The 25,489-nt window shown below is 67.9% G+C and carries 13 protein-coding genes; all 13 read left to right on the plus strand.

Features of this window, described 5'->3' with window-relative positions; all coding sequences use genetic code 11:
• The first annotated feature begins 384 nt into the window (after positions 1-384).
• The 13 genes from D7V80_RS16685 to D7V80_RS16745 all read left to right on the plus strand — a co-directional run bounded on the left by D7V80_RS16685 (position 385) and on the right by D7V80_RS16745 (position 25,336).
• A complete protein-coding gene (locus tag D7V80_RS16685; protein ID WP_158616649.1) occupies positions 385-5,778 on the plus strand; it encodes an RHS repeat-associated core domain-containing protein in 5,394 nt (1,797 codons plus the stop codon).
• Positions 5,779-6,534: 756 nt separating this feature from the next.
• Positions 6,535-7,299, plus strand: a complete 765-nt coding sequence (locus D7V80_RS16690; protein WP_120589102.1) for a hypothetical protein — start codon at positions 6,535-6,537, stop codon at positions 7,297-7,299.
• Between the two features lie 47 nt (positions 7,300-7,346).
• The gene (locus D7V80_RS16695; RefSeq protein ID WP_120589103.1) at positions 7,347-8,573 is read left to right on the plus strand and encodes an ROK family transcriptional regulator; all 1,227 of its coding nucleotides are present in this window, start codon (positions 7,347-7,349) and stop codon (positions 8,571-8,573) included.
• A 104-nt stretch (positions 8,574-8,677) separates the two neighbouring features.
• Positions 8,678-9,433: a family 16 glycosylhydrolase gene (locus D7V80_RS16700; protein WP_233585413.1), complete on the plus strand. Its 756-nt coding sequence runs from the start codon at positions 8,678-8,680 to the stop codon at positions 9,431-9,433.
• Positions 9,430-11,073 (plus strand): ABC transporter substrate-binding protein, encoded by a 1,644-nt coding sequence (locus D7V80_RS16705; RefSeq protein ID WP_120589105.1) that lies wholly within the window; start codon positions 9,430-9,432, stop codon positions 11,071-11,073. The genes D7V80_RS16700 and D7V80_RS16705 overlap by 4 nt, the downstream gene beginning before the upstream one ends.
• A gap of 2 nt (positions 11,074-11,075) precedes the next feature.
• On the plus strand, positions 11,076-12,059 hold the full coding sequence (locus tag D7V80_RS16710; protein WP_120589106.1) for an ABC transporter permease: 984 nt from the start codon (positions 11,076-11,078) through the stop codon (positions 12,057-12,059).
• Positions 12,052-13,818: a dipeptide/oligopeptide/nickel ABC transporter permease/ATP-binding protein gene (locus D7V80_RS16715; protein WP_120589107.1), complete on the plus strand. Its 1,767-nt coding sequence runs from the start codon at positions 12,052-12,054 to the stop codon at positions 13,816-13,818. Before D7V80_RS16710 ends, D7V80_RS16715 begins: the two co-directional genes overlap by 8 nt.
• Positions 13,815-14,810, plus strand: a complete 996-nt coding sequence (locus D7V80_RS16720; RefSeq protein WP_120589108.1) for an ABC transporter ATP-binding protein — start codon at positions 13,815-13,817, stop codon at positions 14,808-14,810. The genes D7V80_RS16715 and D7V80_RS16720 overlap by 4 nt, the downstream gene beginning before the upstream one ends.
• Positions 14,791-16,161, plus strand: coding sequence for a GH1 family beta-glucosidase (locus D7V80_RS16725; RefSeq protein WP_120589109.1), 1,371 nt, complete (start codon positions 14,791-14,793; stop codon positions 16,159-16,161). The genes D7V80_RS16720 and D7V80_RS16725 overlap by 20 nt, the downstream gene beginning before the upstream one ends.
• Positions 16,158-19,442, plus strand: a complete 3,285-nt coding sequence (locus tag D7V80_RS16730; RefSeq protein ID WP_120589110.1) for a glycoside hydrolase family 2 TIM barrel-domain containing protein — start codon at positions 16,158-16,160, stop codon at positions 19,440-19,442. Before D7V80_RS16725 ends, D7V80_RS16730 begins: the two co-directional genes overlap by 4 nt.
• Before the next feature lie 13 nt (positions 19,443-19,455).
• Positions 19,456-20,010 (plus strand): hypothetical protein, encoded by a 555-nt coding sequence (locus D7V80_RS16735; RefSeq protein ID WP_199738695.1) that lies wholly within the window; start codon positions 19,456-19,458, stop codon positions 20,008-20,010.
• Positions 20,007-20,681 carry a hypothetical protein gene (locus D7V80_RS16740; RefSeq protein ID WP_120589112.1) on the plus strand — a complete coding sequence of 225 codons (675 nt, stop codon included), beginning with the start codon at positions 20,007-20,009 and terminating at the stop codon, positions 20,679-20,681. Before D7V80_RS16735 ends, D7V80_RS16740 begins: the two co-directional genes overlap by 4 nt.
• A gap of 155 nt (positions 20,682-20,836) precedes the next feature.
• Positions 20,837-25,336, plus strand: coding sequence for a discoidin domain-containing protein (locus tag D7V80_RS16745; RefSeq protein ID WP_120589113.1), 4,500 nt, complete (start codon positions 20,837-20,839; stop codon positions 25,334-25,336).
• The last annotated feature ends 153 nt before the right edge of the window (positions 25,337-25,489 follow it).

Consider the following 25,489-nt stretch of genomic DNA (forward strand, 5'->3'; position numbering starts at 1 on the left):
TATTGCGCGACGGGCCCCGTGTGTTCCTACGCACAGGGAGGCTTTGGCAACCCGCGTGGAGGCCCCAGCGCCAGCGACGTAGCGAATTGTACGGCTCCTACAACCGATGGAATGGGTGAATGTGTCGGCGGCACCATCACCGTGATGGGCCCTAGCACTGACAGCCCTAGCAGTAGCGTCAGCAATCCCCTGCCGGGGAGGGGCCTGACAACCCCACCCCGGGAGCATTTGCCGGGCCCGGATGTCCCACGCGGCGGTGGTGGCCGTGGCGTTGGGACCGGCGGGGCAGAAGGAGAGAAGGCTCCGGAACCCGAGCCGGACGTCTGTGAAAACACTGGCACCACGGTCGCGACCTCCGGCGTCTCCTCCATGTCCGCCCCTCGCGTGAACCTGAAGGACTTCACCACGCGCTTCACCGCGACGGATGTGGGCATCCACGGGGATCAGGGCGGCCTGAACTTCGTGCGCAAGTACGTCTCCACCGACAACTTCTGGTCCTACCAGTCGATGTTGGGCAACAGCGCGGAGCCGTTCGTCGCGAAGCCCTTTGGCTCCAGCCCGACCCGCCAGAGCTCCATGCGCTGGTGGCACACCCTCTACAGCTTCGTTCATGTCCAGGGGGCTGTTCCGGGGGTCAGCACCTGGACCGTGCGCGATACGGAGGGCGAAGTCATCGAGTTCTCCGCCTGCCTGGTTTCCGGCTCCGGATGTTACGCCACGCTCCGCACCAACAGCCGCTGGTCCAATGCGAGCCTCTTCTGGGCCAGCAACGGTTCCTTCATCCTCACCAAGCCAGGGGAAGGCCGTTTCATCTATGCCCACAGGTGGACGGCGACGCCCGGCGGCCTGGTGCGTCGCTTCTTCCTGAGCCGCATCGAGGAGGACCGCCTGACGGGAACGCCGCGCGCTCGTCTCAACCTGACGTACGCGACGCCCCCTCCGTTCACCCAGGGCGGCCAGGTGTTCGCCTGCCCGGGTGCGAGCGCTCTGGGCAATGGGGTCCCGTACCTCTCCACGGTCACGACAGAGGAGGGCAGCCGGCTGCGCCTGTCCTATCGGCCCGTCCATGCCGCCCCGGATGCCATTCCGGGAACGGAGTGCGTCCTGGACACGCTGTATCTTCGCAATAACGCCAACTCTTCCGACCCCACCGAAACCGCAGTCGCGGTCTTCCACTATCCCCTTGGGGCGGGCCTCAGCTTCGAAAGGGCCGGCCTCCTTTCCCGGATTGACTATCCGGAAACCGGGGACAGCGTCTCCTACGAGGACACCACGGCGACCACCGCCACCGCCACCGCGTGGAAGATCTCGGTCAATCAGTCGGCCCTGACGGGACATGAGTATCAGTCCGGCAAGGTGGCGTCGGTCAGTGCGGGCACGACCACCACCATGGCCATGAGCGCGGGGTCCGGCGACTGTGATGGTCCGGCCGCCATGGGCGGTGGATCGAACTGCGTGCCGCCTTCGGCCGAGCCGACGACAGCGACTTCAGGCGACTCCGCCGGCACGTCGGTTCAATTTCGCCGCAAGTTCTTCTCCCGCAGCACCGCTTACGCGCCCTACGCCATCCTGGACGGAGTCCAGGACACATGCGTGTCAGGCAACTGCATGAGCTTCGCGGCCGGAGACATCAGCTATGGGTACGCGACGCCAGCGGATGGCACGCTCTACATGAACTCTGTCCGGAACAAGCTCGGGCGTTACGACGTCACCCAGATGACCTTTGCTCCTGCGGGCACGGAATCTGTTCCCGGGACGGTCAGCCCGGTGACGCAGGTGTTTCGGGGTTACGGTCAGGACTACTACGGCAATGGTGGCGTCACGGGTGGAACGACGGCCCAGGTGTTCGCCAGCTTTCCTTCGGGATCAATCCCCAGCCCTTGGAAGCCGGTGGAGTTCTCCACGCGCACCATGCCGTCCGTGTTGCAGCCGAGTGGCCAGGTCGTCACGCGGACCACCTACGACACGGCGACGCGGTTCGTGAAGTCCGTGATCCGCTCCGGCTTCACGCAGACGTTCAACGAGACCACTGGCACGTGGTCAAGCCCCGTGGCCCGCCATGTCGGCATTTTCTATTACAACCATCTCAAGTGTTCTGGAGAGTCTGACACCGGCGGAACGGTGCTGAAGGAGGTCCGGGGGCCTTGCCTCGTGAGCGGTCCAGAAGCGACGGGCTGCACGGGCTTTGACTACCCCCTCACCCAGTACCACTACTACGGGCCGCCCTCGGTGGAGCGCAGCAACAACGCGGGGCGCCTCTGGAAGATGTCGCGTTACACCTCTCACGTGGGTGAGTCCGACACCTGTATCTCGTCACCGCTCACGACCGAATACCGGGATTACGATGCACGTGGCGTCGCGACCAAGGTCGTTACTCCTCAGGGCGGCATCATGACGATGACGTATCAGGGCGGGCGCCTCTTGAGTGCAACGAGCGAGGGGCTGTCGACGACCCTGCGTTACGACGGCGCACAGGTACGGGCGGTACAGAAGCCTGACGGAGTCTGGACAGTCTCCTGCTATCGGACGGGAACGACGGGTGCGGGATGCCAGGGTGGGCAAAAGACAGCTCAGCTCCAGTGGCTGGCAGTGGCGGACGACGAGTTTGGAGTGGACTGGAGCGAAAAGTCGGTCAGGACCTACTGGCCTGATGGTGCGTTGAAGACCGAGGAGCGGCGTTCCCGCCGCAATGGCGTCGAGGAAGTCCGGACCCGGTCGACGCATCATCCTGATCCCCAATCGCGCCCCACTTATGCCCGGCAGGGTGTGGGAACGGGAAGCTTCGCCGCCGTCAATGGCTTCGACCTCAATAGCAATCTGATTGCAACCGGCCGGCCATTCAATGCCGCCCCTGACTTTTGCCGCAATCCGGATACAACCCTCTCCGCCCTCTGCACTCAGATGGGGTACGACACGACGGACCGCCTCAACCGCGTCTCCGACTATCTGCCCGGCAATTTCGAACAACACACGACGCTGGCCTACGATGCCCAGGGCAATGTGAACGCCGTGCGCGCGGGCTGTGCCAGCGCGGTCGCGGGTTGTGGGCTGTTGGCTTCGTACCAGTACGACGACTTCGGAAACCTTGTTCAGACACAGCTTCCGCATGCCACCGGACCGGTGCGCCAGGCCTTCGATGTGCGCGGCAACCTGCTCGTGAAGCAGACGGAAGCCATGCGGTTGGCGAACGAGTGGCTGGAGTACAGCTACGACATCCTGAGTCGACCTTTGCAGGCGAAGCGCAGGGGCAGCGGCACCACGCCCGTCAGTGAGACGCTCTACCAGTTCGCCTATGACGCGGGCGGGACGATGCCGTCAGGCTGTGGCAGTGCCGTGCTGCACTCCGAGGGCAGGTTGAGGTACCGCGACGACTCGCTGGGCCGCACCTGGTATCGCTACGACGTACTGGGGCGGGTGGAGGGTGAGCTTCGGCAGCGGCAGGGCGACGCGGGATGCACGCCGGAACTGGAGACGCTGTACACCTATGACGGCCTTGGGCGGTTGTCGGACATCCAGTATCCGTACGGGCGCACGGTCACCTATGTCTACGGCACGCATGCGAATGCGCATCGGGTCTCCGCCATCGACGTGACCCTGTTCACGAGCTCTGGTTCGCAAACCGAACGACTGGTGAGCAAGGTGGCCTGGGAGCCGTTCGGCGGTCTGCGGGGCTACCAGATCAACCCGTTGCCCGCTCAAACACGCCCGGTGGCCGTGGAGTATGCGCTGGGGGATGATGGCACGCAGGCCCCCGCCAATTGCTCGGCGGCCTTCCCATCCGCCGCGAATTCGGACCTGACGGGGCGCGTGCGCTCATTGCGCGTCAACCGGGATGACTTCACTCCGGGCAGCACATTCAACAACGGTGGCATCTACAAGCGCACCTATACGTGGAACGCCGATCAGGTCGTGCGGACGGACACGTGTCTTCTGGGGGCGACGACGCCCAGGACGGAACTGTTTGCCTATGATCGGACCCTGAGGCTGACGTCCGCGTCCCGGCCCGCTGGCAATTGGGACGCGACAGGTGGAGCCTTCGAGCAGCAGACGTTTGGCTACGATCGCCGTGGCAACCGCTCTCTGTTCACCCAGTTCAGCGGCAACTACCCCTACTCGATCGCATTTGACACGGGGGATCGCTCGGACCTGCTGATGTCCATGACGCCGCCCAGTGGGCAGTACACGAAGACGAACTTCACCTACGACGCGGATGGGCGCGCGGTGACCAGGGAATCGGGTCGCTACATGTCTGGGCAGCCCGCGAACCGGATGGAGTTCGGCTATGCGCCCTTCAACGCGTCGGAAGGGCAGGGGGCGGCGCGAGCCTCTGTCTTCCGTGCCGTTCGGGTCAATGGCTTGACGTACAACTACTTCTACGATGCCCTGGGACGCAGGCGCGCCAAGGTCAACCCGTTCAATCGGCGGGATGAATTCTTCCATGGCACTGGCAATCAGTTGCTGGTGGACCAGGGATGGAATGAACTCGTCCCGCAGAGTCATGATAACTTCCGTGTGGTGGATGATTACGTCTGGCTCGGAGGACGTCCGTTGATGGTCTTCCGGGGCAGGCTGGGCGCGACACAGAACGTCCGCGAGCCTGACTCGACCGTGGATTGCAGGCGTGACGGTGAAGCCGCGGCGTGCGGCGTTTACTTCCCCGTCACGGACATCGTGGGCAAGCCGGTCCTGATGTTGAATAGCAATGGACTTGTGGCAGGTGCAGCGGACTACCAGCCCTTTGGCCACGTCAACCGGCTTTCCACCTGGGACAGTTCAGGGCTTCCCTACCCGGATGACGACGGAGAGACCTTCGCTGGTTTCCGGCAGCCCGCGGAGAACAGCAATGTCCAGGTTCGTGCGCGCGCCCGGTTCATGTTCATCGACATCCATGATGGGCAGGACGACGTGATGGTCTACTGGAATGACCCCGTGGCCCCCCAGGAGGTGAGCTATCAGGACCCGGAGATGAACCAGGTGATCACCCCCTGGTTCTCATTGCCCGCCGATGGGATGAGCGTGCACATCTCCGCGGGCCCGGCTGATAGCTCCGGACCGAATACGTCCATGGGCGCGGCGGTGGAAAGCTTCGAGTACCAGCGCTACGAGACGGGCGCTCAGCCCTTCTGGACCCCCCTGCGCTTCGCGGGTCACTACTACGACGCGGAGACGGATCTTTTCGAGAACTGGAACCGCTACTACGATCCGAGCATCGGCCGATACCTCCAGCCGGAGCCATTGCTCGCGAAGGGGCCGCACCTCCGTCCGACTTATGCCTACGCATTGAACAATCCAATGTTCTTCACGGATTCAACTGGATTGGATGCGGAGATTATCTTCTGGAGCTCCGCCGGCTGGGGGGCATCTTCATTCGGTCACGTCTCGGCCCGCGTGAATGGGACGTCCTATTCGTGGGGGCCGAGCGGAATGACCGTCAATGATTTTTCAAAATACCTGAGCGCCAACTCGTTCAGAAGAGGGACGGGTGTGGTGCTCCCGCTCACTCCACTAGAGGAGGCGGCCTTTGAGGCGGCATTGATCGACTTTGGCAGTAAGAATAGTGCCAGTGACTACAATCTCTTCACCAAGAACTGCACGCACCCCAGTCAGCAAGCACTCAAGGATGCGAAAGGTGTCGAGTTTGGATCAGTTGCTCCTTCGGAGTATGCGACGATGCTGATTCTGGGAGGAATGATGTCGGATGTGAACCACTATCCTGCATCCATCCCTGCGACTGGATCAGTTGCGCCTTGGGGAACGAACTTCGACTTCTTGCAATGAGAGCCGATATGAGAACCATCCTTCTTGGCGGGATGATGATGATGATGGCTTGTACGGATGCCCGGAAACCACGCCACCTTGAAGTGGCGATGGAGGCTCCACTGCTTCAATCCAGCGAAGCATGTGGCCGATATAGCCACCTGGATTCATCGGATGTCGTCAGTCAGCTCCGTCCGAGGGAGAAGGTTCGCATCGTGGGTGACAGCTACACGAAAGAGACATGGTGCCTTCACGTCGAGAGGCAAGACGGGACCCGGGGCTACCTTGTCTGGAAGCGCGAACTGGGTCAGCTGCTTCCCTGAGAAGTTGTCTGCGTAGGAACGCGTAGAACCTGATGGCGATGCCCAGCGCGAGGTTGGGCATCGCCATTTTTGTGTCTTCTCGCCTCGCTCAGTGCGGATGCGCTCCTGGTCATTTCGGAGCAGGCGCCTCTTCCCGTCCCATCCCCATCTCTAAAATCACGGCGCACTGCATCAACAGCTTGACCGCCACGGAGCGTGTTCTCGGCTGCTTGCAAATGGGTAAAGGGGGCTGGTATTTCTTCGTCAATCGAACGAACTCGCATGTTCGCGATGGGCGGGGACGCGGGGCGGCTCCAGGTGGCAGGGGCCCCGGCGGCGGGAGACGGCGTTTTCTCCTCTGGCGTGTGGCAGCAGGGGTGACGCATCGCAGCATGCGGGCGGCGGATTCCAGCAGGTTTCAATTTCTTCGCCGTAAGAACGAAGTCATCCCAGCAAGACAACCCGGAGGGGATTCATGCTTCGCACCAAGCGTTTCGCGTGGATGTTGGCGGCCGTTGGAGTTTTCGCGACGGCGGGGCTCGTTGGCGCCTGTGACCCTGAGGACGACCCCACGCCTGGCACCCAGAATGACGGCGGCACCACCAAGCCGGACTCGGGCACCAATACGGACGCCGGTACGAACACCGACGCGGGCACCACCACCGACGCGGGCACGGAGACGGACGCCGGCACCACCACCGACGCGGGCACGGAGACGGACGCCGGAGTGGACGCGGGCACCCAGACGACGCTGCCCCTGGCGGTGGACGGCACCTGGGCGGCCAGCGGCTACATGGGGTCTGGCGGAGGCGAGCAGGGCGGTCTGGTGGACGAGCCCATCTGCCACACGCCCCGCCCGGGCGCGGGCCTGGGCGCTTGCCACAAGTTCACGGCCACCCAGAAGGCGGACGCGTGGGCCGGCGTCTTCTGGCAGTTCCCGAAGGACGCTTGGGAGGATGACCCGCGCCCGGGCTTCCAGGTGCCGGATGGCGCGAACGCCGTGACCTTCTACGCCTGGAGCGAGAGCGGCGGCGAGACCGTGAACTTCTTCGCGGGTTACGAAGGCAAGGACGGGTGGACGAAGAAAATCGAGGTCAAGCTGACCACGGAGCCCACACAGTACACGCTGGACATCAGCAAGATCCGCTACAGCACGGTCGGCGGGGGCTTCGGCTGGTCGGCGGGCGGGCTGGACGTCAAGCCGCTCGTCCTCTTCATTGACGACATCCAGTGGAAGTAGCCCCTACCTGAGCGCCCGGTGCGCCAAACCAGGAACGTGAGCGGACGATGAAAGCGGGAACGGCGGTGTTGACGGTCGATGCGGCGGGCATGCGTGCGCAGAACAGCGGCCTGCTGCTCAACATGATCTGGCGCGAGCGTCAGATCTCCCGGGCGGAGATCGCCCGGCGCACGGAGCTCAGTCCGTCGACCGTCTCCGCCATCGTCGCGGACCTGGAGCAGGCGGGCCTGGTGCGCAGCATCGGCGCCGGGGTCTCCCGCGGGGGCCGCCGTCCCACCCTCATCGGCTTCTGCGATGAGGCGTTCAGCCTGGTGGGCGTCGAACTGGGCGCCTCCCACGTCACCGTCGTCCTCACGGACCTCCGCGGCCGCGTGCGCACGCAGAGCAAGGCGAGCCACGCGGTGCGCGGCGATCCGGAAGGGTCGCTGCAGAAGGCGAAGGAGCTGGTCCTGGAGTGCCTGGACGCCGAGCGCGTCCCGCGCCGCTCCGTCGTCGGCATGGGGGTGGCCGTGCCCAGCCCCGTGCACCCGGCGGCTCCCGGCAAGATGTCCCCCCTCATCCTCCCCGCGTGGAAGCACGTGGACGTGAAGGCGTGGTTCGAGACCACCTTCGACATGCCGGTGTTCGTGGACAACGACGCGAACCTCGGCGCGCTGTCGGAGTGCTTCTGGGGCGCGGGCGCCAACGGCGAGGACCTCACGTACATCAAGCTGGCCACCGGTATCGGCGCCGGTCACATCATCCACGGCGACGTGTACCGGGGCGCCGGCGGAACGGCCGGTGAGATCGGCCACATCCCGGTGGACTCCAACGGGCCGCTCTGTGTGTGCGGCCTCAGGGGCTGCCTCGTCACCCTCATTGGCTCCACGGCGCTCACGGAGCGCGCGCGCGAGCTCATGGGCACGCGCGGCCGCAAGGGCCCCACCGTGCGCGACCTGGTGGAGGGCGCCCGCACGGGCGACGCCGCCGCGAAGCAGATCATCGACGGCATGGGCGCCTATCTGGGCATCGCCGTGGGCGGCCTGCTCAACCTGCTGAACCCCGCCATCGTCGTGCTGGGCGGGGAGATCTCCTCCGTGGGCGAGATGCTGCTCGACCCCTTGCGCGCGTCCGTGCGGCAGCGCGCCCTGTCCGTCTCCATGGCGGAGACGCGCATCGTCACGTCGACGCTGGGCGAGCGGGCCATCGCCGTGGGCGCGGCCACCCTGGTGCTCCAGGCGGCGCTGCGCGATCGCTCCCTCTTTCCCACGCAGAACGTCGGGAGAAGTGCATGACTTCGCGCCGTCTTGTCCTCGCCCTGGCCCTCTCGGGCCTGGGAATGGCTTCGTGTGATCCGGCAGCAGGTCTGGATAACAAGCAAAACGAGCAACCCAGGCCAGTGACAGAGCAGCCGGGCAGGGGCTGGGAGATCGTCTGGCAGGACGAGTTCGACGGTCCGGCGGGCTCGCTGCCCGCGAAGGAGCGCTGGGTCCCGGACGTGGGCGGGGACGGGTGGGGCAACGGCCAGTACGAGTACAACACCAATCGGGCGGAGAACGCGTCGCTGGACGGCGAGGGTCACCTGGCCATCACCGCGCGCCGTGAGCGCTACGGCAACAACGACTACACGTCCGCGCGCCTGACGACGAAGAACCGCTACTCCAAGGCCTACGGCCGCATCGAGGCGCGCATCAAGCTGCCCACGGGCCGGGGTATCTGGCCGGCGTTCTGGCTGCTGGGCGCGGACGTGGACTCCGTCGGTTGGCCGGCCTGCGGCGAGATCGACATCATGGAGCACAAGGGGCAGATCCCCTCCGTCGTGAGCAGCGCGGTGCACGGGCCGGGCTACTCGGGTGGCTCGAACATCGGCCGCCAGCACGCCGTCTCCGGGCCGCCGCTCGCCGAGGACTTCCACATCTACGCGGTGGAGTGGGAGCCGGAGCTCTTGCGCTTCATCGTGGACGACACCGTCTTCTTCGAGGTGACGCCGAAGAGCCTGCCCGCCGGCCGGAAGTGGGTCTACGACCATCCGCACTTCATCATCCTGAACATCGCGGTGGGTGGCTCGTTCGTGGGGCCGCCGGACGCCAAGACGGTGTTCCCGCAGACGATGAAGGTGGACTACGTGCGCGTCTACGAAAGGGCCGCGCAGTGAGGTTCGCCCGCGCGCTCCTGCCGCTGGCGCTGCTGGTGGCGTGCTCGTCCGAGCCGCGCCCCCGGCCGCCGGGCGTGCTCTTCGTCTCCGTGGAGCAGCAGAGCGCGTGGGTGCGCAACTTCAACCCGCTGTTCGCGGGCGCCGGTGCGCGCTGGCCCACCCGGGCGGGCGTGTACGAGTGCATGGAGATCTTCAGCTCCGCGCAGGGCAGGTGGGTGCCGTGGCTCGCCACCGGCCACACATGGTCGGAGGACCAGCTCACGCTGCGCTTCAACGTGCGCGACGGCGTCCGCTGGTCCGACGGCAAGCCCTTCACCGCGGACGACGTCGTCTTCACCTTCGGCCTGCTCAAGCAACACCCGGCGCTGGACGCGGGCGGCGTGTGGCGCTTCCTCACGGACGTGAAGGCGGAAGCCCAGGGCACCGTCGCCTTCAGCTTCTCGCGCGTGTACCTGCCGGGCTTCAGCGACCTGGCGCATCAGATCATCGTGCCCCAGCACGTCTGGAAGGACGTCGCGGACCCGGTGACGTTCACCAACCCGGAGCCGGTGGCCACCGGGCCCTTCACCCAGGTGACGCTGTTCCGCAACCAGGTCTACGAGCTGGGGAAAAACCCGTACTACTGGCAGCCCGGCAAGCCCGCGGTGTCCGCGCTGCGCTTCCTCGCGTTCCCCACCAACGACCAGGCCAACATGGCGCTCGTGGAGGGGGAGGTGGACTGGGCGGGCAACTTCGTGCCGGCCGTGGACCGCACCTTCGTGTCGAGAGATCCCGCGCACCACGCGCGCTGGTTCCCGCTCTACGGCAGCACCGTCTTCCTCTATCCCAACACCACGCGCCCGCCGCTGGACGACGTGCGCGTGCGCAAGGCGCTGAGCATGGCGCTGGACCGCGACCGGCTGGTGGAGGTGGCCATGTATGGCTACACCCGCCCCGCGGATGCCACCGCCCTCAATGACGCGTACACCGGCTGGAAGGACGCGGAGGTCGCGAAGGACGCGTGGACGCACTACGACCTGGAAGCGGCCAACAAGCTCCTGGACGAGGCGGGCCTCACGCGCGGCGCGGACGGCCTGCGGCGCCTGAAGGACGGGCAGCCCTTCGCGTTGGATCTGGAGGTCGTGAGCGGGTGGTCGGACTGGGTGCGGGCGGGGCAGGTGGTGGGCCGCGACCTGCGCAAGCTGGGCATCGGCGTGACGCTCAAGACGTACGAGTTCGGCACCTGGTTCACGCGCCTGCAGAAGGGCGAGTTCCAGCTGGCCATCTCCTGGTCGCTGGACGGCCCCACGCCGTACAACTTCTACAAGTGGCTCTTGTCGCCGCGCACGGTGCGGCCGGTGGGCGAGGTGGCCGCGGCCAACTGGCACCGCATGGGCGATGCGCAGGCGGATGAGCTGCTCATGCGCTTCGAGCGCGCCGGCACGCCGGAGGAGCAGCACGCGCTGATGTCCCAGGTGCAGCAGCGCTTCTCCGCCACCGCGCCCGCGATTCCCCTGTTCCCCAACCCGTCCTGGGGCGAGTCCAACTCCTCGCGCTTCACGGGCTTCCCCACCGAGCAGAACCCCTACGCGCGGCTCGCGCCGCACGCGGAGCCCGACAGCCTGCTGGTGCTGACGCAGCTGTCCCCGAGGGAGCGCTGACCATGGGCCGCTACATCCTCCGGCGACTGGGCTTCTACCTCATCGCCGCGTGGGCCTCGCTCACGCTCAACTTCGTGATTCCGCGCCTGGCCCCCGGCGACCCGGCCGCGGCCATGTTCGCGCGCTTCGAGGGCAAGGTCGCGCCGGAGGCCATGGGCGCGCTGAGGGCCGCCTTCGGCTTCACGGACGCGCCGCTCTACGCCCAGTACTTCACCTACCTGAAGCACCTGGTGCAGGGCGACCTGGGCATGTCCTACGCCTACTTCCCCGCGCGCGTGTCGGAAGTGATTGGCACGGGCCTGATGTGGACGGTGGGGCTGGCCGGCGTGGCGGTCATCATCAGCTTCGTGGTGGGGTCCTTCCTGGGCGTGCTCGCCGCGTGGAACCGGGGCGGGTGGCTGGACTCGGGGCTGGCTCCGGCGCTCGCGTTCCTGGGGGCCTTCCCGTACTTCTGGCTGGCCATGCTGGCGCTGTACCTCTTCGGCTTCGTGCTGGGGTGGTTCCCGCTGCGCCATGCGTACGGGCACGACATGGATCCGGGGCTGTCGTTCGCGTTCGCCGCGGACGTGGCCCGCCACGCGGTGCTGCCCGCGTCCTCCATCGTGGTGGCCACGCTGGGCGGGTGGATGCTGGGCATGCGCAACACGATGGTGGCCACGCTGGGCACGGACTCCATCCGCCTGGCGCACGCGCGCGGCCTGCCGCCCCGGCAGGTGATGCTGCGCTACGCCGCGCGCAACGCGCTTCTGCCCAACGTCACCAGCTTCGGCATGGCGGTGGGGTTCGTGCTGTCCGGGTCGCTGCTCACGGAGATCGTCTTCTCCTATCCGGGCACGGGCTACCTGCTCATCCTCGCCGTGCGCAACCAGGACTACCCGCTGATGCAGGGGCTCTTCCTGGTCATCACCCTGGCGGTGCTCGCGGCGAACTTCGCCGTGGACCTCCTCTGCCTCTGGTTGGATCCGAGGACCCGCGCCCATGCGTGACTTCCTGCGAAGGCTCGCCCGCCACCGGAAGGCGGCGGTGGGCGGCGCCCTGCTCTTGTTCTTCCTGCTGCTCGCGGTGGTGGGGCCCTTCTTCGTGATGGACCCCACGGAGCTCGTGGGCCGGCCGCACCAGCCGCCCAACGCGGCGCACTGGTTCGGCACCACGGGGCAGGGGCAGGACGTGCTCGCGCAGACGGTGGTGGGCTCGCGCGAGACGCTGGCGGTGGGCTTCGCGGTGGGCGCGCTCGTGACGCTGATTGGCGCGCTGGTGGGCATCACCTCGGGCTACCTGGGCCGGCGCGTGGACGACGTGCTGTCCCTCACCACCAACGTGTTCCTGGTGATTCCCGGCATGCCGCTGGCCATCGTGCTGGGCGCGTACCTGCCGTCCGGCCCGCTGCGCATGGTGGCGGTGCTGACCGTGGCGGGCTGGGCCTGGAACGCACGCGTGTTCCGCGCGGAGTCGCTGGCCCTGCGCGGGCGCGACTTCGTGTCCGCGGCGGTGGTGACGGGGGAGAGCCACTCGCGCATCGTGTCGCGGGAGCTGTTGCCCAACATGGCGTCGCTGCTGGGCTCGTCGTTCATTGGAAACACGCTCTATGCCGTGGGCGCGCAGGTGGGCCTGGAGTTCCTGGGCCTGGGCGACGTGAGCGTGGTGACGTGGGGCACCAACCTCTACTGGGCCGCCAACGACGCGGCGCTGCTCACTCGCTCCTGGTGGATCTTCGTCCCCACGGGCCTGTGCATCGCGCTCGTGGGCTTCGCGCTCACGCTGGTCAGCTCCGCCATCGACGAGATGACCAACCCCGCGCTGCGCGTGCACAAGCCGGCGGCGCTGCCCGCGAGCGCCGCCTCGCGCACGCACCTGGAGAAGCCGGTGCCGGGCGTGCTCCTGCGCGTTCAGGACCTGTGCATCGACTACGCGACGGAGAGGGGCGCTTCCCGCGTGGTGGACTCGGTGTCGTTCGACGTGGCGCCGGGCGAGGTGTTCGGCCTGGCGGGTGAGTCCGGCAGCGGCAAGTCCACCATCGGCTCCGCGCTGCTGGGCCTCCTGCCTTCCTCCGCGCGCGTGACGCAGGGGCGCATCCTCTTCAACGGCATGGACGTCACCGCGCTGGAGGGCCCGGCCCTGCGCGCGTTCCGCTGGCGTCAGGTGTCCATGGTGTTCCAGAGCGCCATGAGCGCGCTCAACCCGGTGCTCACGCTGGGCGAGCAGTTCCACGACACGCTCGCGGCGCACGGACGCGTGTCGCGCGCCACGTCCTATGCCCGCGCGCGGGAGCTGCTGGGCATGGTGGGCCTGTCCCCGGACCTGGTGACGGCGTGGCCGCACCAGCTCTCCGGCGGCATGCGGCAGCGCGTGGGCATCGCGCTGGCGCTGGCCCTGGAGCCCCGGCTGGTCATCATGGACGAGCCCACCACGGCGCTGGACGTCGTGGTGCAGAAGGAGCTGCTCCAGCGCATGGTGGAGCTCAAGCAGCGGCTGGGCTTCGCCATGCTCTTCATCACGCATGACCTGCCGCTCTTGCTCGCGCTGTCGGACCGCGTGGGCGTGCTCCAGGGCGGCAAGCTGGTGGAGGTGGACACGTCCGCCAACCTGCGCGCCGGGGCCCGCCACCCGTACACGCAGCTCTTGCTGTCCTCGTTCCCGCACCTGTCCGCGAAGGACGCCGCGACGCCGCCGGTCCAGCAGGCGCCGGAGCTGTCCGTGTCCCGGCCGTCCACGCGCATCGCCGCCATCCCCGGAGGTCACCGATGAGCGCGCCCCTCCTGGAGGCGGAAGGGCTCACCCGCAGCTACCTGGCGGGCGGCTTCTTCTCCCGCGAGCGCAAGCCCATCCTCAAGGGCGTGTCCTTCTCCCTCCAGCCGGGGGAGATCGTCGCGCTGGTGGGCGAGTCCGGCAGCGGCAAGTCCACGCTGGCGCGGCTCCTGGCCCGGTTGGACATGCCGGACGCGGGCCAGCTGCGGCTCGCCGGGCGCGACGTGCTGGCGGACGGCAGCGCGCAGGCGTCGCTCGACTACCGCGGCCGGGTGCAGATGGTGTTCCAGGATCCGTTCGCGTCCCTGAACCCCGTGCACACGGTGGCGTACCACCTGGAGCGGCCGCTCGTGCGCCATGGCCGGGTGCCGAAGTCGGGCCTGCGCACGCGGGTGCTGTCGCTCCTGGAGTCCGTGGGCCTGACGCCCGCGGAGGCCTTCGCGAAGCGCTACCCGCATGAGCTGTCCGGCGGCCAGCGCCAGCGCGTGGCGGTGGCGCGCGCCCTGGCGGTGGAGCCGCAGGTCATCATCGCGGACGAGCCCACGTCCATGCTGGACGTGTCCACGCGCAAGGGCGTGCTGCAGCTGCTCCGCGGCCTCACGCAGGAGCGTGGCATCGGCATCCTGTTCATCACCCACGACCTGGCGAGCGCGCGGCACCTGGCCGACCGCATCCTCGTGCTCTACGCGGGCACGGTGGTGGAGGCGGGCAGGGCGGACGAGGTGCTGCGCCAGCCGCGCCACCCGTACACGAAGCTGCTCTTGTCCGCGGTGCCGGATGGAGACGACTTCCTCCAGGCCGCGCTGCCGGTGCGCCCCACCACGGGGGCACCGCCGCTCGTGGGCTGTCCCTTCGCTCCGCGCTGCCCGGTGTCCGAGCCGCGCTGCTCCACCCTCACGCCTCCCGACGTCCTCCCGGCCGCGAATCACCTCGTCCGCTGCCACCTTGAAGTTCCGAAAGGAGTTACCGCCGATGCGTCAGTTTCCTCCTGACTTCCTCTGGGGAGTGGCCACCTCCGCGTATCAGATCGAGGGCGCCACCCGCGTGGACGGCCGTGGCGAGTCCATCTGGGACCGCTTCGCCGCCACCCCGGGGAAGATCCAAGACAAGTCCGACGGCTCGGTGGCCTGTGAGCACTACCGCCGCTGGCCGGAGGACATCGAGCTGATGCGCTGGATGGGGCTGAAGTCCTATCGCTTCTCCATCGCGTGGCCGCGCATCCTCCCGGAGGGCCGCGGCCGGGTGAACGCCGCGGGCGTGGACTTCTACTCGCGCCTCGTGGACTCGCTCTTGGGCGCGGGCATCGAGCCCTTCGTCACGCTCTACCACTGGGACCTGCCGCAGGTGCTGGAGGACCAGGGCGGCTGGCCCTCGCGCGCCACCGGTGACGCCTTCGTGGAGTACGCGGACGTCATCAGCCGCGCCCTGGGCGACCGCGTGAATCGGTGGATCACCCACAACGAGCCCTGGTGCATCAGCTACCTGGGCTACGGCAACGGCGAGCACGCCCCGGGCCACAAGGACTGGTCCAAGATGCTGGCCGCGGCGCACACGCTGCTCGTGTCGCACGGCAACGCGGTGAAGGTGCTGCGCGCCAACGTGAGGAACGCGGAGGTGGGCATCACCCTCAACCTCACGCCGGGCGAGCCCGCGTCGCCAAGCCCGGAGGACGCGGACGCGACCCGCGACTTCGACGGCGGCTTCAACCGCTGGTTCCTGGAGCCGCTCTACGGCCGGGGCTACCCGCAGGACGTGATTGAAGACCACGTGAAGGCGGGCCGCATCGCGTCCCCGCACCTGGACTTCATCCAGCCCGGCGACCTGGAGACCATCGCCGCGCCCACCGACTTCCTGGGCGTGAACTTCTATTCGCGCGCCGTCCTGCGCAGCAACCGCATCCCGGAAGAGCAGAACGCGCCGCGCACCGTGTTCGTGCGCCCGGACAAGACGGACATGGACTGGGAGGTCTGCCCGGCCTCCCTCACGCGCCTGCTGGTGCACCTGGAGAAGGAATACAAGCCGGGCCCCATCTACATCACGGAGAACGGCTGCGCGTACTCCACGGCCCCCAGCGCGGACGGCCGCGTGCACGACGTGCAGCGCGTGGAGTACCTGCGCGGGCACCTGGCGGCGTGCGGTGACGCCATCGCGCAGGGCGTGAATCTGGCCGGTTACTTCGCGTGGTCGCTGCTGGACAACTTCGAGTGGGCCTACGGGTACACCAAGCGCTTCGGCCTGGTGTGGGTGGACTACGCCACCCAGCAGCGCATCCCGAAGGACAGCGCCCATCTCTATCGCGACGTCGTGGCCCAGAACGGCCTGGACGTGGAGCAGGCCGCTTGAAAAGGCTCTTCCTGACGACGTGTCTGGCGTTGTGCGGCGGCACCCAGGCCTGGGCCCAGGTGTCCGGTGCGGGCTCGCCCCTCCAGTCGCCGCCCGCCGCGCAGCCGCCCTCCGCCGGCCCCGTGGACGCCGCCGCGCCTGTGCCCGAGCAGCCGGCTCCGGATCGCGCTCCGTTGGTCCATGAGGCCCCGGCCGCCGCGCCTTCGGACGCGAAGCGCACGACGGTGACGCGGATCATCCACGACGAGCGCGGCTTCAAGCTCCAGGTGGACGGGAAGGACTTCCCCGTCCACGGCGTGAACTGGGGCTACACGCCCATCGGTGAGAACTACCGGTACTCGCTCTGGACGCAGCCGGAGGACTTCATCAAGCAGGTGCTGGCCAAAGAGATGGGGATGCTCCGCGACGCGGGCTTCAACGCCATCCGCCAGTTCGACGACATCCCGCCCGTCTGGGTCGAGTACATCTACCGGAACTACGGCATCCACACGCTGCTCAACCCGCTGATGGGACGCTATGGCCACCCGGTGAACGGGGTCATGGTCGCCAACATCGACTACTCGAACCCCGAGCACCGCAAGGCCATCCTCGGAGCGCTCGCGGAGAAGGTGGAACTCTACCGCGACGTGCCCGGCGTGCTCATGTGGCTCCTGGGCAACGAGAACAACTACGGCCTGCACTGGACGTCGTTCGAGATTGAAGCCCTGCCGGGCCAGGAGGACGCCGCGCGCGCGGAGTCGCTCTACACGCTCTACGGCGAGGCGGCCCGCACGGTGAAGAAGCGGGACACGAACCACCCCGTGTCCATCGCCAACGGCGACCTCCAGTACATCGACCTCATCGCCAAGCACTGCCAGGACCTGGACGTGCTGGGCACGAACGTCTACCGCGGCCCCACCGCGCGCGACCTGTTCGCGGAGGTGAAGGCCAAGCTCAACAAGCCGGTGTTCTTCAGCGAGTTCGGCGCGGACGCCTATGACGCCCGCGCGGGCCGCGAGGACCACGTGGCGCAGGCGGAGTACCTGCGCACGCAGTGGGAGCAGATCTACCTGGAGGGCTACGGCCAGGGCCTGTCCGGCACGGCCATTGGCGGCTTCGTGTTCCAGTGGGTGGACGGCTGGTGGAAGCACGGCCAGGAGTCCAACCTGTCCATCCACGACACCACCGCGACGTGGCCCAACGGCGGCTACGCGGCGGACTTCGTTCCCGGCCAGAACAACATGAACGAGGAGTGGTTCGGCATCGCGGCCCTGGGCCCGCCGGACTCCAACGGCATCAGCGGCATCCAGCCGCGCACGGCCTACTACGTCCTCCAGGCCGTGTTCCGCCTGGACCCGTACGCGCAGACGACCAACCCGGACGTCATCCGCGACTACTTCGCGGGCATCCGTCCGTCCGCGCTCACCAGCAGCTACACCTCGTCGGTGGCGCTGGCGCGCACGGAGGAGCTCAGCGCGGTGCGGGTGTCCAACCTGCGGCTGCTCCTGGACAGCTCGCTGTCGCGCGGAAGCATCGCGACGACGCGGCCCAACCGGAGCGCCGCGGACCACACCGAATCCATCTTCTTCGACCTGGCATTGCAGCCGGCCAGCGGCGTCTACGGCCGCGCGTCGTTCAACGTCGTGGGCAACGTGGCGCAGAACCGGCTCAACAACCTGTTCTACGAGAACCGCGGCACGCCCTCCACGCCTGGCACGAACCAGGTCCCCGTGGGCCCCGGCGCACCCGCGCGCGAGCAGTCGCCATTGGATCGCTTCGCGCTGTATCAGGCGGAGTTCAAGTTCGACCGCTCGGACTTCGCGCTGGAAGGCTACTACCGCACCGGCCACTACCACTGGGGCGAGGAGGGCGACTTCTTCAACCTCTACCGCGAGGCGAACTACGGGCCGAACCTGGACATCTACCACGGCAACGCGCCCTTCGGCGTGGTGTTCAGCGGCAAGAAGGCCATGGACGGGCTGAAGGTCGCCGTCGGGCCGGAGCTGTACTGGGGCGCCAACCCCTCCGTGGTGACGAAGTACCGCAACAACGTGGGCCCGGTGAACGTGACGCTGGTGCACCAGGAGGACCTGGCGCAGGGCTCATCGTCGTCCACGGCCTCCGTGGTGCGCGAGCGCATCGCGCGCAGGACGGCGCTCAACTTCCAGTACGCCACCGGCAAGCTGGTGCTGGACGTGGGCGGCCTGCTCTCCGCGCCCCAGCGCATTGGCGAGACGTTCACGTATACGCGCGCCGCTCCGGAAGGCGGCCCCAGCTACCTCAACAGCGGCTACGACGTGCTCCAGGACAAGGTGCAGTTCCTGGACACGCTGGGCGCCAAGGCGCGGCTCACCTACGACATGGGGGCGGTGCGCTGGCTGGTGCAGTCCTCCTTCCGTGGCCTCGTCGCGGACAGCGGACCGGAGCAGGGCAACATCATCACCGGCTGGAGCCTGCGCGAGAGCGGCCGCGGCAACCACTACGCGGGCCAGCTGGGCGCGGCGGTGCAGTTCGGCTCCATCCAGGTGTCGCCCAACATCCTGTACCAGCGGCCCCTCATCGGGCCGAACCCCACCATCCCGGACGCGTACGATCCGGGCTCCGGCATGTACTACTCGGGCGTGCGGCCGCGCAGCGTGCTGGTGGACGCGTTCAGCGTGCTGGACAACCGCGAGACGCTGGGCGGTGAGCTGCTCATCACCTTCGACCCGACGCCGGGCACCTGGTTCTGGTCGTGGGACCGCGACATGCGCGAGGACGCGCCGTTCGCCGCGGGCCTGGACATCGTCTACCGGCACCAGCCGACGTCACGCGACGCGGGCATCGCCATCCTCGCGGACGGCAGCACCGTCGCCTTCGGCAGCGCGCCGGTGGCCCGCGATGAGTGGGAGACGTCCCTGCGCCTGGTGGGCAACCCCTCGCAGCGCCTGCGCCTGTACGGCACGGCGTACGTGGGCAGCCAGCAGTCCTCGGGTGAGGACAGCCGGCAGATCCACCGCTTCGGCCTGGACGGCTCCGCGCTCTACGACACGCTGCTGCTGGCGGCCCAGCTGCGCTTCAACGACTGGGGTCCGTACGACTACCACCGCGTCTTCAACCTCACCTACCCGGTGCAGCTGGGCGGGGACCTGTCCTACGGCCTGAAGAAGCCGGTGCTGGGCGCGGTGACCACGCGCTTCGGTCTGCGCGGGCTGGTGCGAATGCTGAACGAGTACTCGGAAGGCCTCAACGAGCAGGGCATCACCGAGGGCCTGAAGGGTCGCGAGTACGAGGTGGGCGCGTATGCCATCCTTTCTCTCTGAGGGAACACGCATCATGAGGACTGGTTTCCTGCTGGCCGCCGTGGCCGCGCTGTCCGGCTGCTACGAAGACCCGACCATCATCTACGGCAAGTCGCTGGACGGGATGACCTTCACGGTCACCGACCCGGCCATGGGCATCTACCCGAACACCTCCGTGCTGGATGACCCGAACAACCCCTTCGCGATGTCGGGGGTGGGCACGGAGACGAAGTGGCAGATCCAGTCCGGCGGGGACCCGGTGGCGGGCTACTACGCATGGGCCACGGTGCTCGCGAACGGGCCGTATGGCGAAGCGCAGTACTACGTGGCCGTCAACCTGGCAGCCATCTACCAGCGGGGCCGGGCGGACCAGGGCAGCCTGGCGCAGACGCGTGAGATGGCGGTGAAGGCCTACCAGTCCGTGCTCGATAACTTCCCGGACGCGGTGACGTACGACGCGTCCGGCACGGTGGCCTACGACCTGGTGACGCCCGCGTACAAGGGCGTCGTCGAGCTGGGCGGCACCGTGACGGGCGGCTGGGTGATGGTGAAGACCTCCAGTGGTGCGGACCGGGCGGTGAAGCCATGAAGAAGCCAGTGTGGGGCCTGTTGCTGCTGCTCGCCGCCTGCCGCCCGGATCCGGGCCCGGCGGACTACTCGGGCCAGGAGCTGCCGGGCAACCAGAACCCCGACGGCGGGACGCAGCCCGCGGACCTGCTGCCGGGGCCGTTCCCCTACGAGGCCGGCCAGCGCCGCCTGATGGTGGGCATCTTCTACGAGACGGGCCGCTCGGAGGTGATCGTCTTCGACGACATCGACGCCAAGCTCTACCTCTACGCGAACACCGCCTACGTGGAGTCAGATCCGGAGCACATCGAGGGCAGGTCCGCGGACCGCCTTGTCTATAACGGTCAGGCGTGGCTGGGCCTGGGCGTGCACTGGATCAAGCAGACGCACAACCTCGATGGCTGGAAGACGCTCCACGTGAGCATGAAGTCGTCCGACTCCGGCTTCGCCAATGTGAAGGTCGGCATGTCCCACGGCATCGGTGAGGGCAAGGAAAAGGGCTTCCAGTTGGCTGTCTCGCAGTACGGCTGGGCCAACGATGGTGAGTGGCACCACCTGGCCATCCCCGTGGCGGACTTCGTCGCGGCGGGCCTGAAGCTCAACGACGTCTCTTCACCGTTCACCTTCGCGGCCGAAGGTGGAGCGACCGGTCAGTCACTCCTGCTCGACAACCTGTACTTCACCGCGGACTAGGCAGGAACGCAGTGCCAGGAAGGGCGGGCCGGCTGTCGCCGTGTGACAGCCGGAACGCCCGAGCCTTGTCTTGACGCCGCCGTCACGCCCCCGCGTGCGGCGTGTCGCCAGGGCAGGGATGCGGTTGCTGTTCCTACCCAAGGAGTCATCCCCCAATGTCTGAATCCTTGCCGCAATTGTCAAGCAGGGGCGCACGCCCATGTCTCCGTGAAGCACCGCGTGTCTGGTTGTTACAAGCCTTCGCGGCGGCGCTCACGCTGGTGTCGTTCCTGGGCGCATCCAACGCCCACGCGCAGACGAACGTCGCGCTGAACAAGACCACCTATACCTCGTCCGCGGAGGCTCCATTCCTGGGCCAGTACGCGGTGGACGGCGACGGTGGCACCCGCTGGGCCAGCGGCTTCACGGCGAACGAATGGATCACCGTGGACCTGGGCCAGACGCGCACCATCTCGCGCGTGGTGCTCACCTGGGAGGCGGCCTACGCCACGGTCTACAAGATCCAGGTCTCCACCAACAACACCACCTTCACCGACGCGCTGACGGTGAACACCGGCGATGGCGCGACGGACGACCTGTCCCTGCCGTCCGGCACCACGGGCCGCTACGTCCGCATGCAGGGCGTCACCCGCGCGCTGCCCGCGTATGGCTATTCGCTGTGGGAGTTCGCCGTCTATGAGACGGGCGGCACGCCGCCTCCCACCAACACGGACCTGGCGCGCAACCGGTCGGCCACCGCGTCCAGCGTGGAGGCGGATGCAGCGGGGCTCCAGCCGGGCTTCGCGTTCGACGGCGACGTCAACACGCGCTGGGCCTCCGCGCAGGGCGTGGACCCGCAGTGGATCCGCGTGGACCTGGGCTCGTCCCAGGTGGTGGGCAAGGTGGTGCTGGACTGGGAGGGCGCGTACGGCAAGACGTACACGATTGACGGCTCCAACAACGACACCAGCTGGACCACGCTCAACACGGTGACCAACGGCGCCATCGGCCGGCGGGAGATTCCGGTCTCCGGCACCTGGCGCTACCTCCGCATGCGCGGCACGGAGCGCGGCACGGGCTACGGCTATTCGCTGTGGTCCTTCGAGGTCTACCAGAACGGGGGCACCACGCCGCCGCCCACGCAGACCACCAACCAGACCATCAAGCTGAACTTCCCGGAGCTGGCGTACGCGAAGATCAACGTGTCGCCCGCGCCGCTGTCGGTGACGCCGGTTCCGGAGGAGGGCAACACCACGCCGTCCGTGCGCAACCCGCCCGGGCCCTTCACCTATCAGCTCACGTTCCCGCCCAACACGACGGTGACGCTGTCGAAGAACCAGTTCTCTCCCACGCAGCCCAACACGGACATCCGTCTGGCGGTGGTGGACTACAACGGCGTGCAGCAGCGCGCGCAGTCCGTCACGGCGCTGGCGGTGCAGGGCGCGGACTGGAACGTGGAGATCTTCTCCACGGGCAATGGGCCCACGGACCCTCGTGACCCCACCATCATCCCGGACCCGTACGTGGCGCCCGCGCCGCCGCCGGTGGCCGGGGCGTTCCGGCTGACCGCGCCCGCCAACAACGCGATGATCACCGCGACCCGCCGTCCCACGCTGTCGTGGGCCCCGGTGACGGGCGCGACGAACTACAAGCTCTACGTCAACCTCACCCGCAACGACTACGACTGGATGGCCGCGGGCAACCTGCTGGACAGGTACACGCAGGTGGCGTCGCAGACGGGCACGTCGTTCACCTTCACGGAGGACCTGCCGGACCGCTGGACCTACAAGTGGTACGTCGTGGCCACGCTGTCGGGCGGCAGCACGTCGCGCTCGGACATTGGCAACTTCAGCGTGTACCTGCCGGTGGTGGAGACGCAGGCGGACGGCGTCAACCTCATCAACGGCGCGCGCGACCTGAACAAGAACGGGACGATTGAGCCGTACGAGGACTGGCGCAATCCCATCTCCGTACGCGTGAACGACCTGCTGGGCCGCATGACGCTGCGCGAGAAGGCGCTGCAGATGTTCTACGACGCCAAGACGTACCCGGAGGCGGGCTTCCAGATGGGCCCCCTGTCGCCCACGGACATCCCCATGTTCCAGAAGGCGTCCGCGGCCACGCGCCTGGGCATCCCGCACATCGACGCGGGTGACACCATCCACGGCTACAAGACGAGCTGGCCCACGCAGCCGGCGCTGGCGGCCACGCGCGACCTGGACACCATCTACGAGATGGGTGACATCCAGCGCCGCGAGCAGCTGGCCATTGGCAGCCGCGGCACGCTGTCGCCGCTGGCGGAGGTGAACACCAAGGTCCTGTATCCGCGCACGCAGGAGGGCAACGGCGAGGACGCGGACCTGGCGGCGGGCATCACCCGCGCGCTCATCGCGGGGCTCCAGGGCGGTCCGGAGGTCAATCCGAGCTCCATCTGGGTGACGACGAAGCACTGGCCGGGGCAGGGCGCTGGCGGTGAGGCGGGCATCACCTACGACGGCACCACCATCCACTACCACATGCGTCCGTGGCACGCGGCCATCGAGGCGGGCACCAGCGGCATCATGCCGGGCTACGCGGGCAGCTGGCTCTTGGGGCCGGAGGGCTACGGCGCGGGTGACAACCCGGGCATCCTCAACTACCTGCGCAACCAGCTGAAGTACGACGGCGTCATCTGCTCGGACTGGTTGCCTTCGGGTTCATGGGTGCGCTCCGCCACGGCGGGCTCGGACGTGATGGGCGGCGCCACGCCGCAGGCCATGGCCAACTTCGAGAACGAAGTGCCTGTCGCGCGCATCAACGACTCCGTGCGCCGCATCCTGGACCTGAAGTTCCGCCTGGGCATCTTCGAGGACCCGTACAAGCAGGGCCCGGCCGGCACGTCCCAGTGGCACACCGCGGACAGCAAGGCCGCGGTGCGCCGGGCGGCCCAGGAGTCCATGACGCTGCTCAAGAACGACGGCGCGCTGCCCATCCGGCTGCCGGCGGGCGGCAAGCTGGTCATCGCGGGCCCTCGCGCGGACGACATGTCCTGCATGGTGACCTGGCGCTCGGACTTCCACGGCACCGAGTTCGGCGACCCGACCATCTACGCGGCGGTGAAGGCGCGCGCGGAGGCCGCGGGGCTCACGGTCTACAAGGACAACGCCCCCGCGGGCGTGACGCCGGACGCGGCCATCGTGGTGGTGGGCGAGAGCTACTTCACCCACGGCACGGAGTGGGACAAGGAGAAGCCGTACCTGCCGGGCGACCCGATTGGCCCTGCCCACGACGCGAAGTGGGGCGACCAGTACGGCATCATCAACAGCTTCAAGTCGCGGGGCATCCCCACGACGGTGGTGTTGATCAGCCCGCGTCCCTACGTGCTGACGAACGTGGTGCCGCTCTCCAACGCGCTGATGCTGGCGTACCGCCCGGGCGACATGGGCGGCTACGCGGTGGCGGACGTGCTGTTCGGTGACGTGCTGCCTCGGGGCAAGACGCCCTGGCAGCTGCCGCGCGGCATGAACCAGATCGGCACGGACGTGGAGAACAACCAGCTGGAGAAGTGGGACCTGCCGTTCGACCTGGGCGCGACGGACGCGGAGCGCGCGGCCATCCGCCAGAAGATCGCGACGGGCCAGCCGGTGCCCCCCACGTACGGCAACCCGCTGTTCCAGTACGGCGCGGGCATCCAGGGCTTCGGCCTGACGGACGCGACGCCTCCCGTGGCGTTCAACCTGCTGACGCCGTCGAACAACCTGGTCATCACCGGCACGCGTCCGGCGTTCACCTGGGCGGCGAGCAGCGACCCCCAGACGGGCATCCAGCGCTACGAGGTGTACCTGGATGGCGGCGCGATGCCGGTGGCCATCACCAGGACGCCGTCGGCGGCGCTGGACGGGCTGAAGCTGGCGAACGGGGTGCACACCTGGTTCGTGAAGGCGTTCAACTGGGCGAACGGCGTCACGCAGTCCGCGACGTTCACCTTCACGCTGAACGACACGACGCCGCCCGCGGCCTTCGCGGCGCTGTCGCCGTCGGCCGGGCAGTCGGTGCCGGGCACGTCCACGCGCTTCATCTGGGAGCAGACGACGGACGTGGGCGCGGGCGTGGCGGAGTACGTCCTCATCGTGGACGGCACGGACCGCACCCCCTCCATCCTGCGCAGCACGCCGGTGCCGGCGGGCACGAATCTGGCGCGGGGCAAGAACGCCTACGCCACGTCCGTGGAGTTCGGCAGCGCGAACGACGCGGTGGACGGCAGCCTGACGACGCGCTGGTCCAGCGTGGGCACGGCGACCACGGGTGACACGGAGTCCATCACCATCGACCTGGGGGCCATCTACTCGCTCAAGCGCATCGTGCTGAACTGGGAGGCCGCGTACGGCCGGCGCTACGTGCTGGAGGCGTCGCTGGACGGCTCCACCAACTGGACGGCACTGAAGACGGTGGACACCGGCGACGGTGGCATCGACGACTGGACGGTGTCCGGCGTGGGCCGCTTCGTGCGCATGCGCGGCGTGCAGCGTGCGACGGCGTACGGCTACTCGCTGTGGGAGTTCGAGGTCTACGGCGTGGGCACGGAGCAGACCACGCTGAACGGTCTGTCCACGGGCTCGCACACGTGGCGCGTGCGCGCGGTGGACGGCGCGAACAACACCACGCTGTCCTCGGGGCCCATCACCTTCACGAAGTAGGGTGAGCGCTTGTTGAGATGAGGGGGGCGGCCGGAGTGACGGCCGCCCCTCTTTCATTTCCAGGACGACCCGGGTGAGCGCCCGGGTCCGTATCCGTGTCGTGCTCCTGCCCTGGCTCAGACGCTTCGTGCTGCCGTGCTTCGTCCTGGGCGT

Source organism: Corallococcus sp. CA054B (assembly GCF_003611625.1).
In the GTDB taxonomy this organism is placed as follows: Bacteria; Myxococcota; Myxococcia; order Myxococcales; family Myxococcaceae; genus Corallococcus; species Corallococcus coralloides.

What these genes read in the sequence shown, in the direction of transcription:
- D7V80_RS16710 (WP_120589106.1), top strand. Translation starts at nt 11,076, where the DNA reads ATGGGCCGCTACATCCTCCGGCGACTGGGCTTCTACCTCATCGCCGCG.
- D7V80_RS16690 (WP_120589102.1), top strand. Translation starts at nt 6,535, where the DNA reads ATGCTTCGCACCAAGCGTTTCGCGTGGATGTTGGCGGCCGTTGGAGTT.
- D7V80_RS16735 (WP_199738695.1), top strand. Translation starts at nt 19,456, where the DNA reads ATGAGGACTGGTTTCCTGCTGGCCGCCGTGGCCGCGCTGTCCGGCTGC.
- D7V80_RS16720 (WP_120589108.1), top strand. Translation starts at nt 13,815, where the DNA reads ATGAGCGCGCCCCTCCTGGAGGCGGAAGGGCTCACCCGCAGCTACCTG.
- D7V80_RS16695 (WP_120589103.1), top strand. Translation starts at nt 7,347, where the DNA reads ATGAAAGCGGGAACGGCGGTGTTGACGGTCGATGCGGCGGGCATGCGT.
- D7V80_RS16740 (WP_120589112.1), top strand. Translation starts at nt 20,007, where the DNA reads ATGAAGAAGCCAGTGTGGGGCCTGTTGCTGCTGCTCGCCGCCTGCCGC.
- D7V80_RS16745 (WP_120589113.1), top strand. Translation starts at nt 20,837, where the DNA reads ATGTCTGAATCCTTGCCGCAATTGTCAAGCAGGGGCGCACGCCCATGT.
- D7V80_RS16715 (WP_120589107.1), top strand. Translation starts at nt 12,052, where the DNA reads ATGCGTGACTTCCTGCGAAGGCTCGCCCGCCACCGGAAGGCGGCGGTG.
- D7V80_RS16725 (WP_120589109.1), top strand. Translation starts at nt 14,791, where the DNA reads ATGCGTCAGTTTCCTCCTGACTTCCTCTGGGGAGTGGCCACCTCCGCG.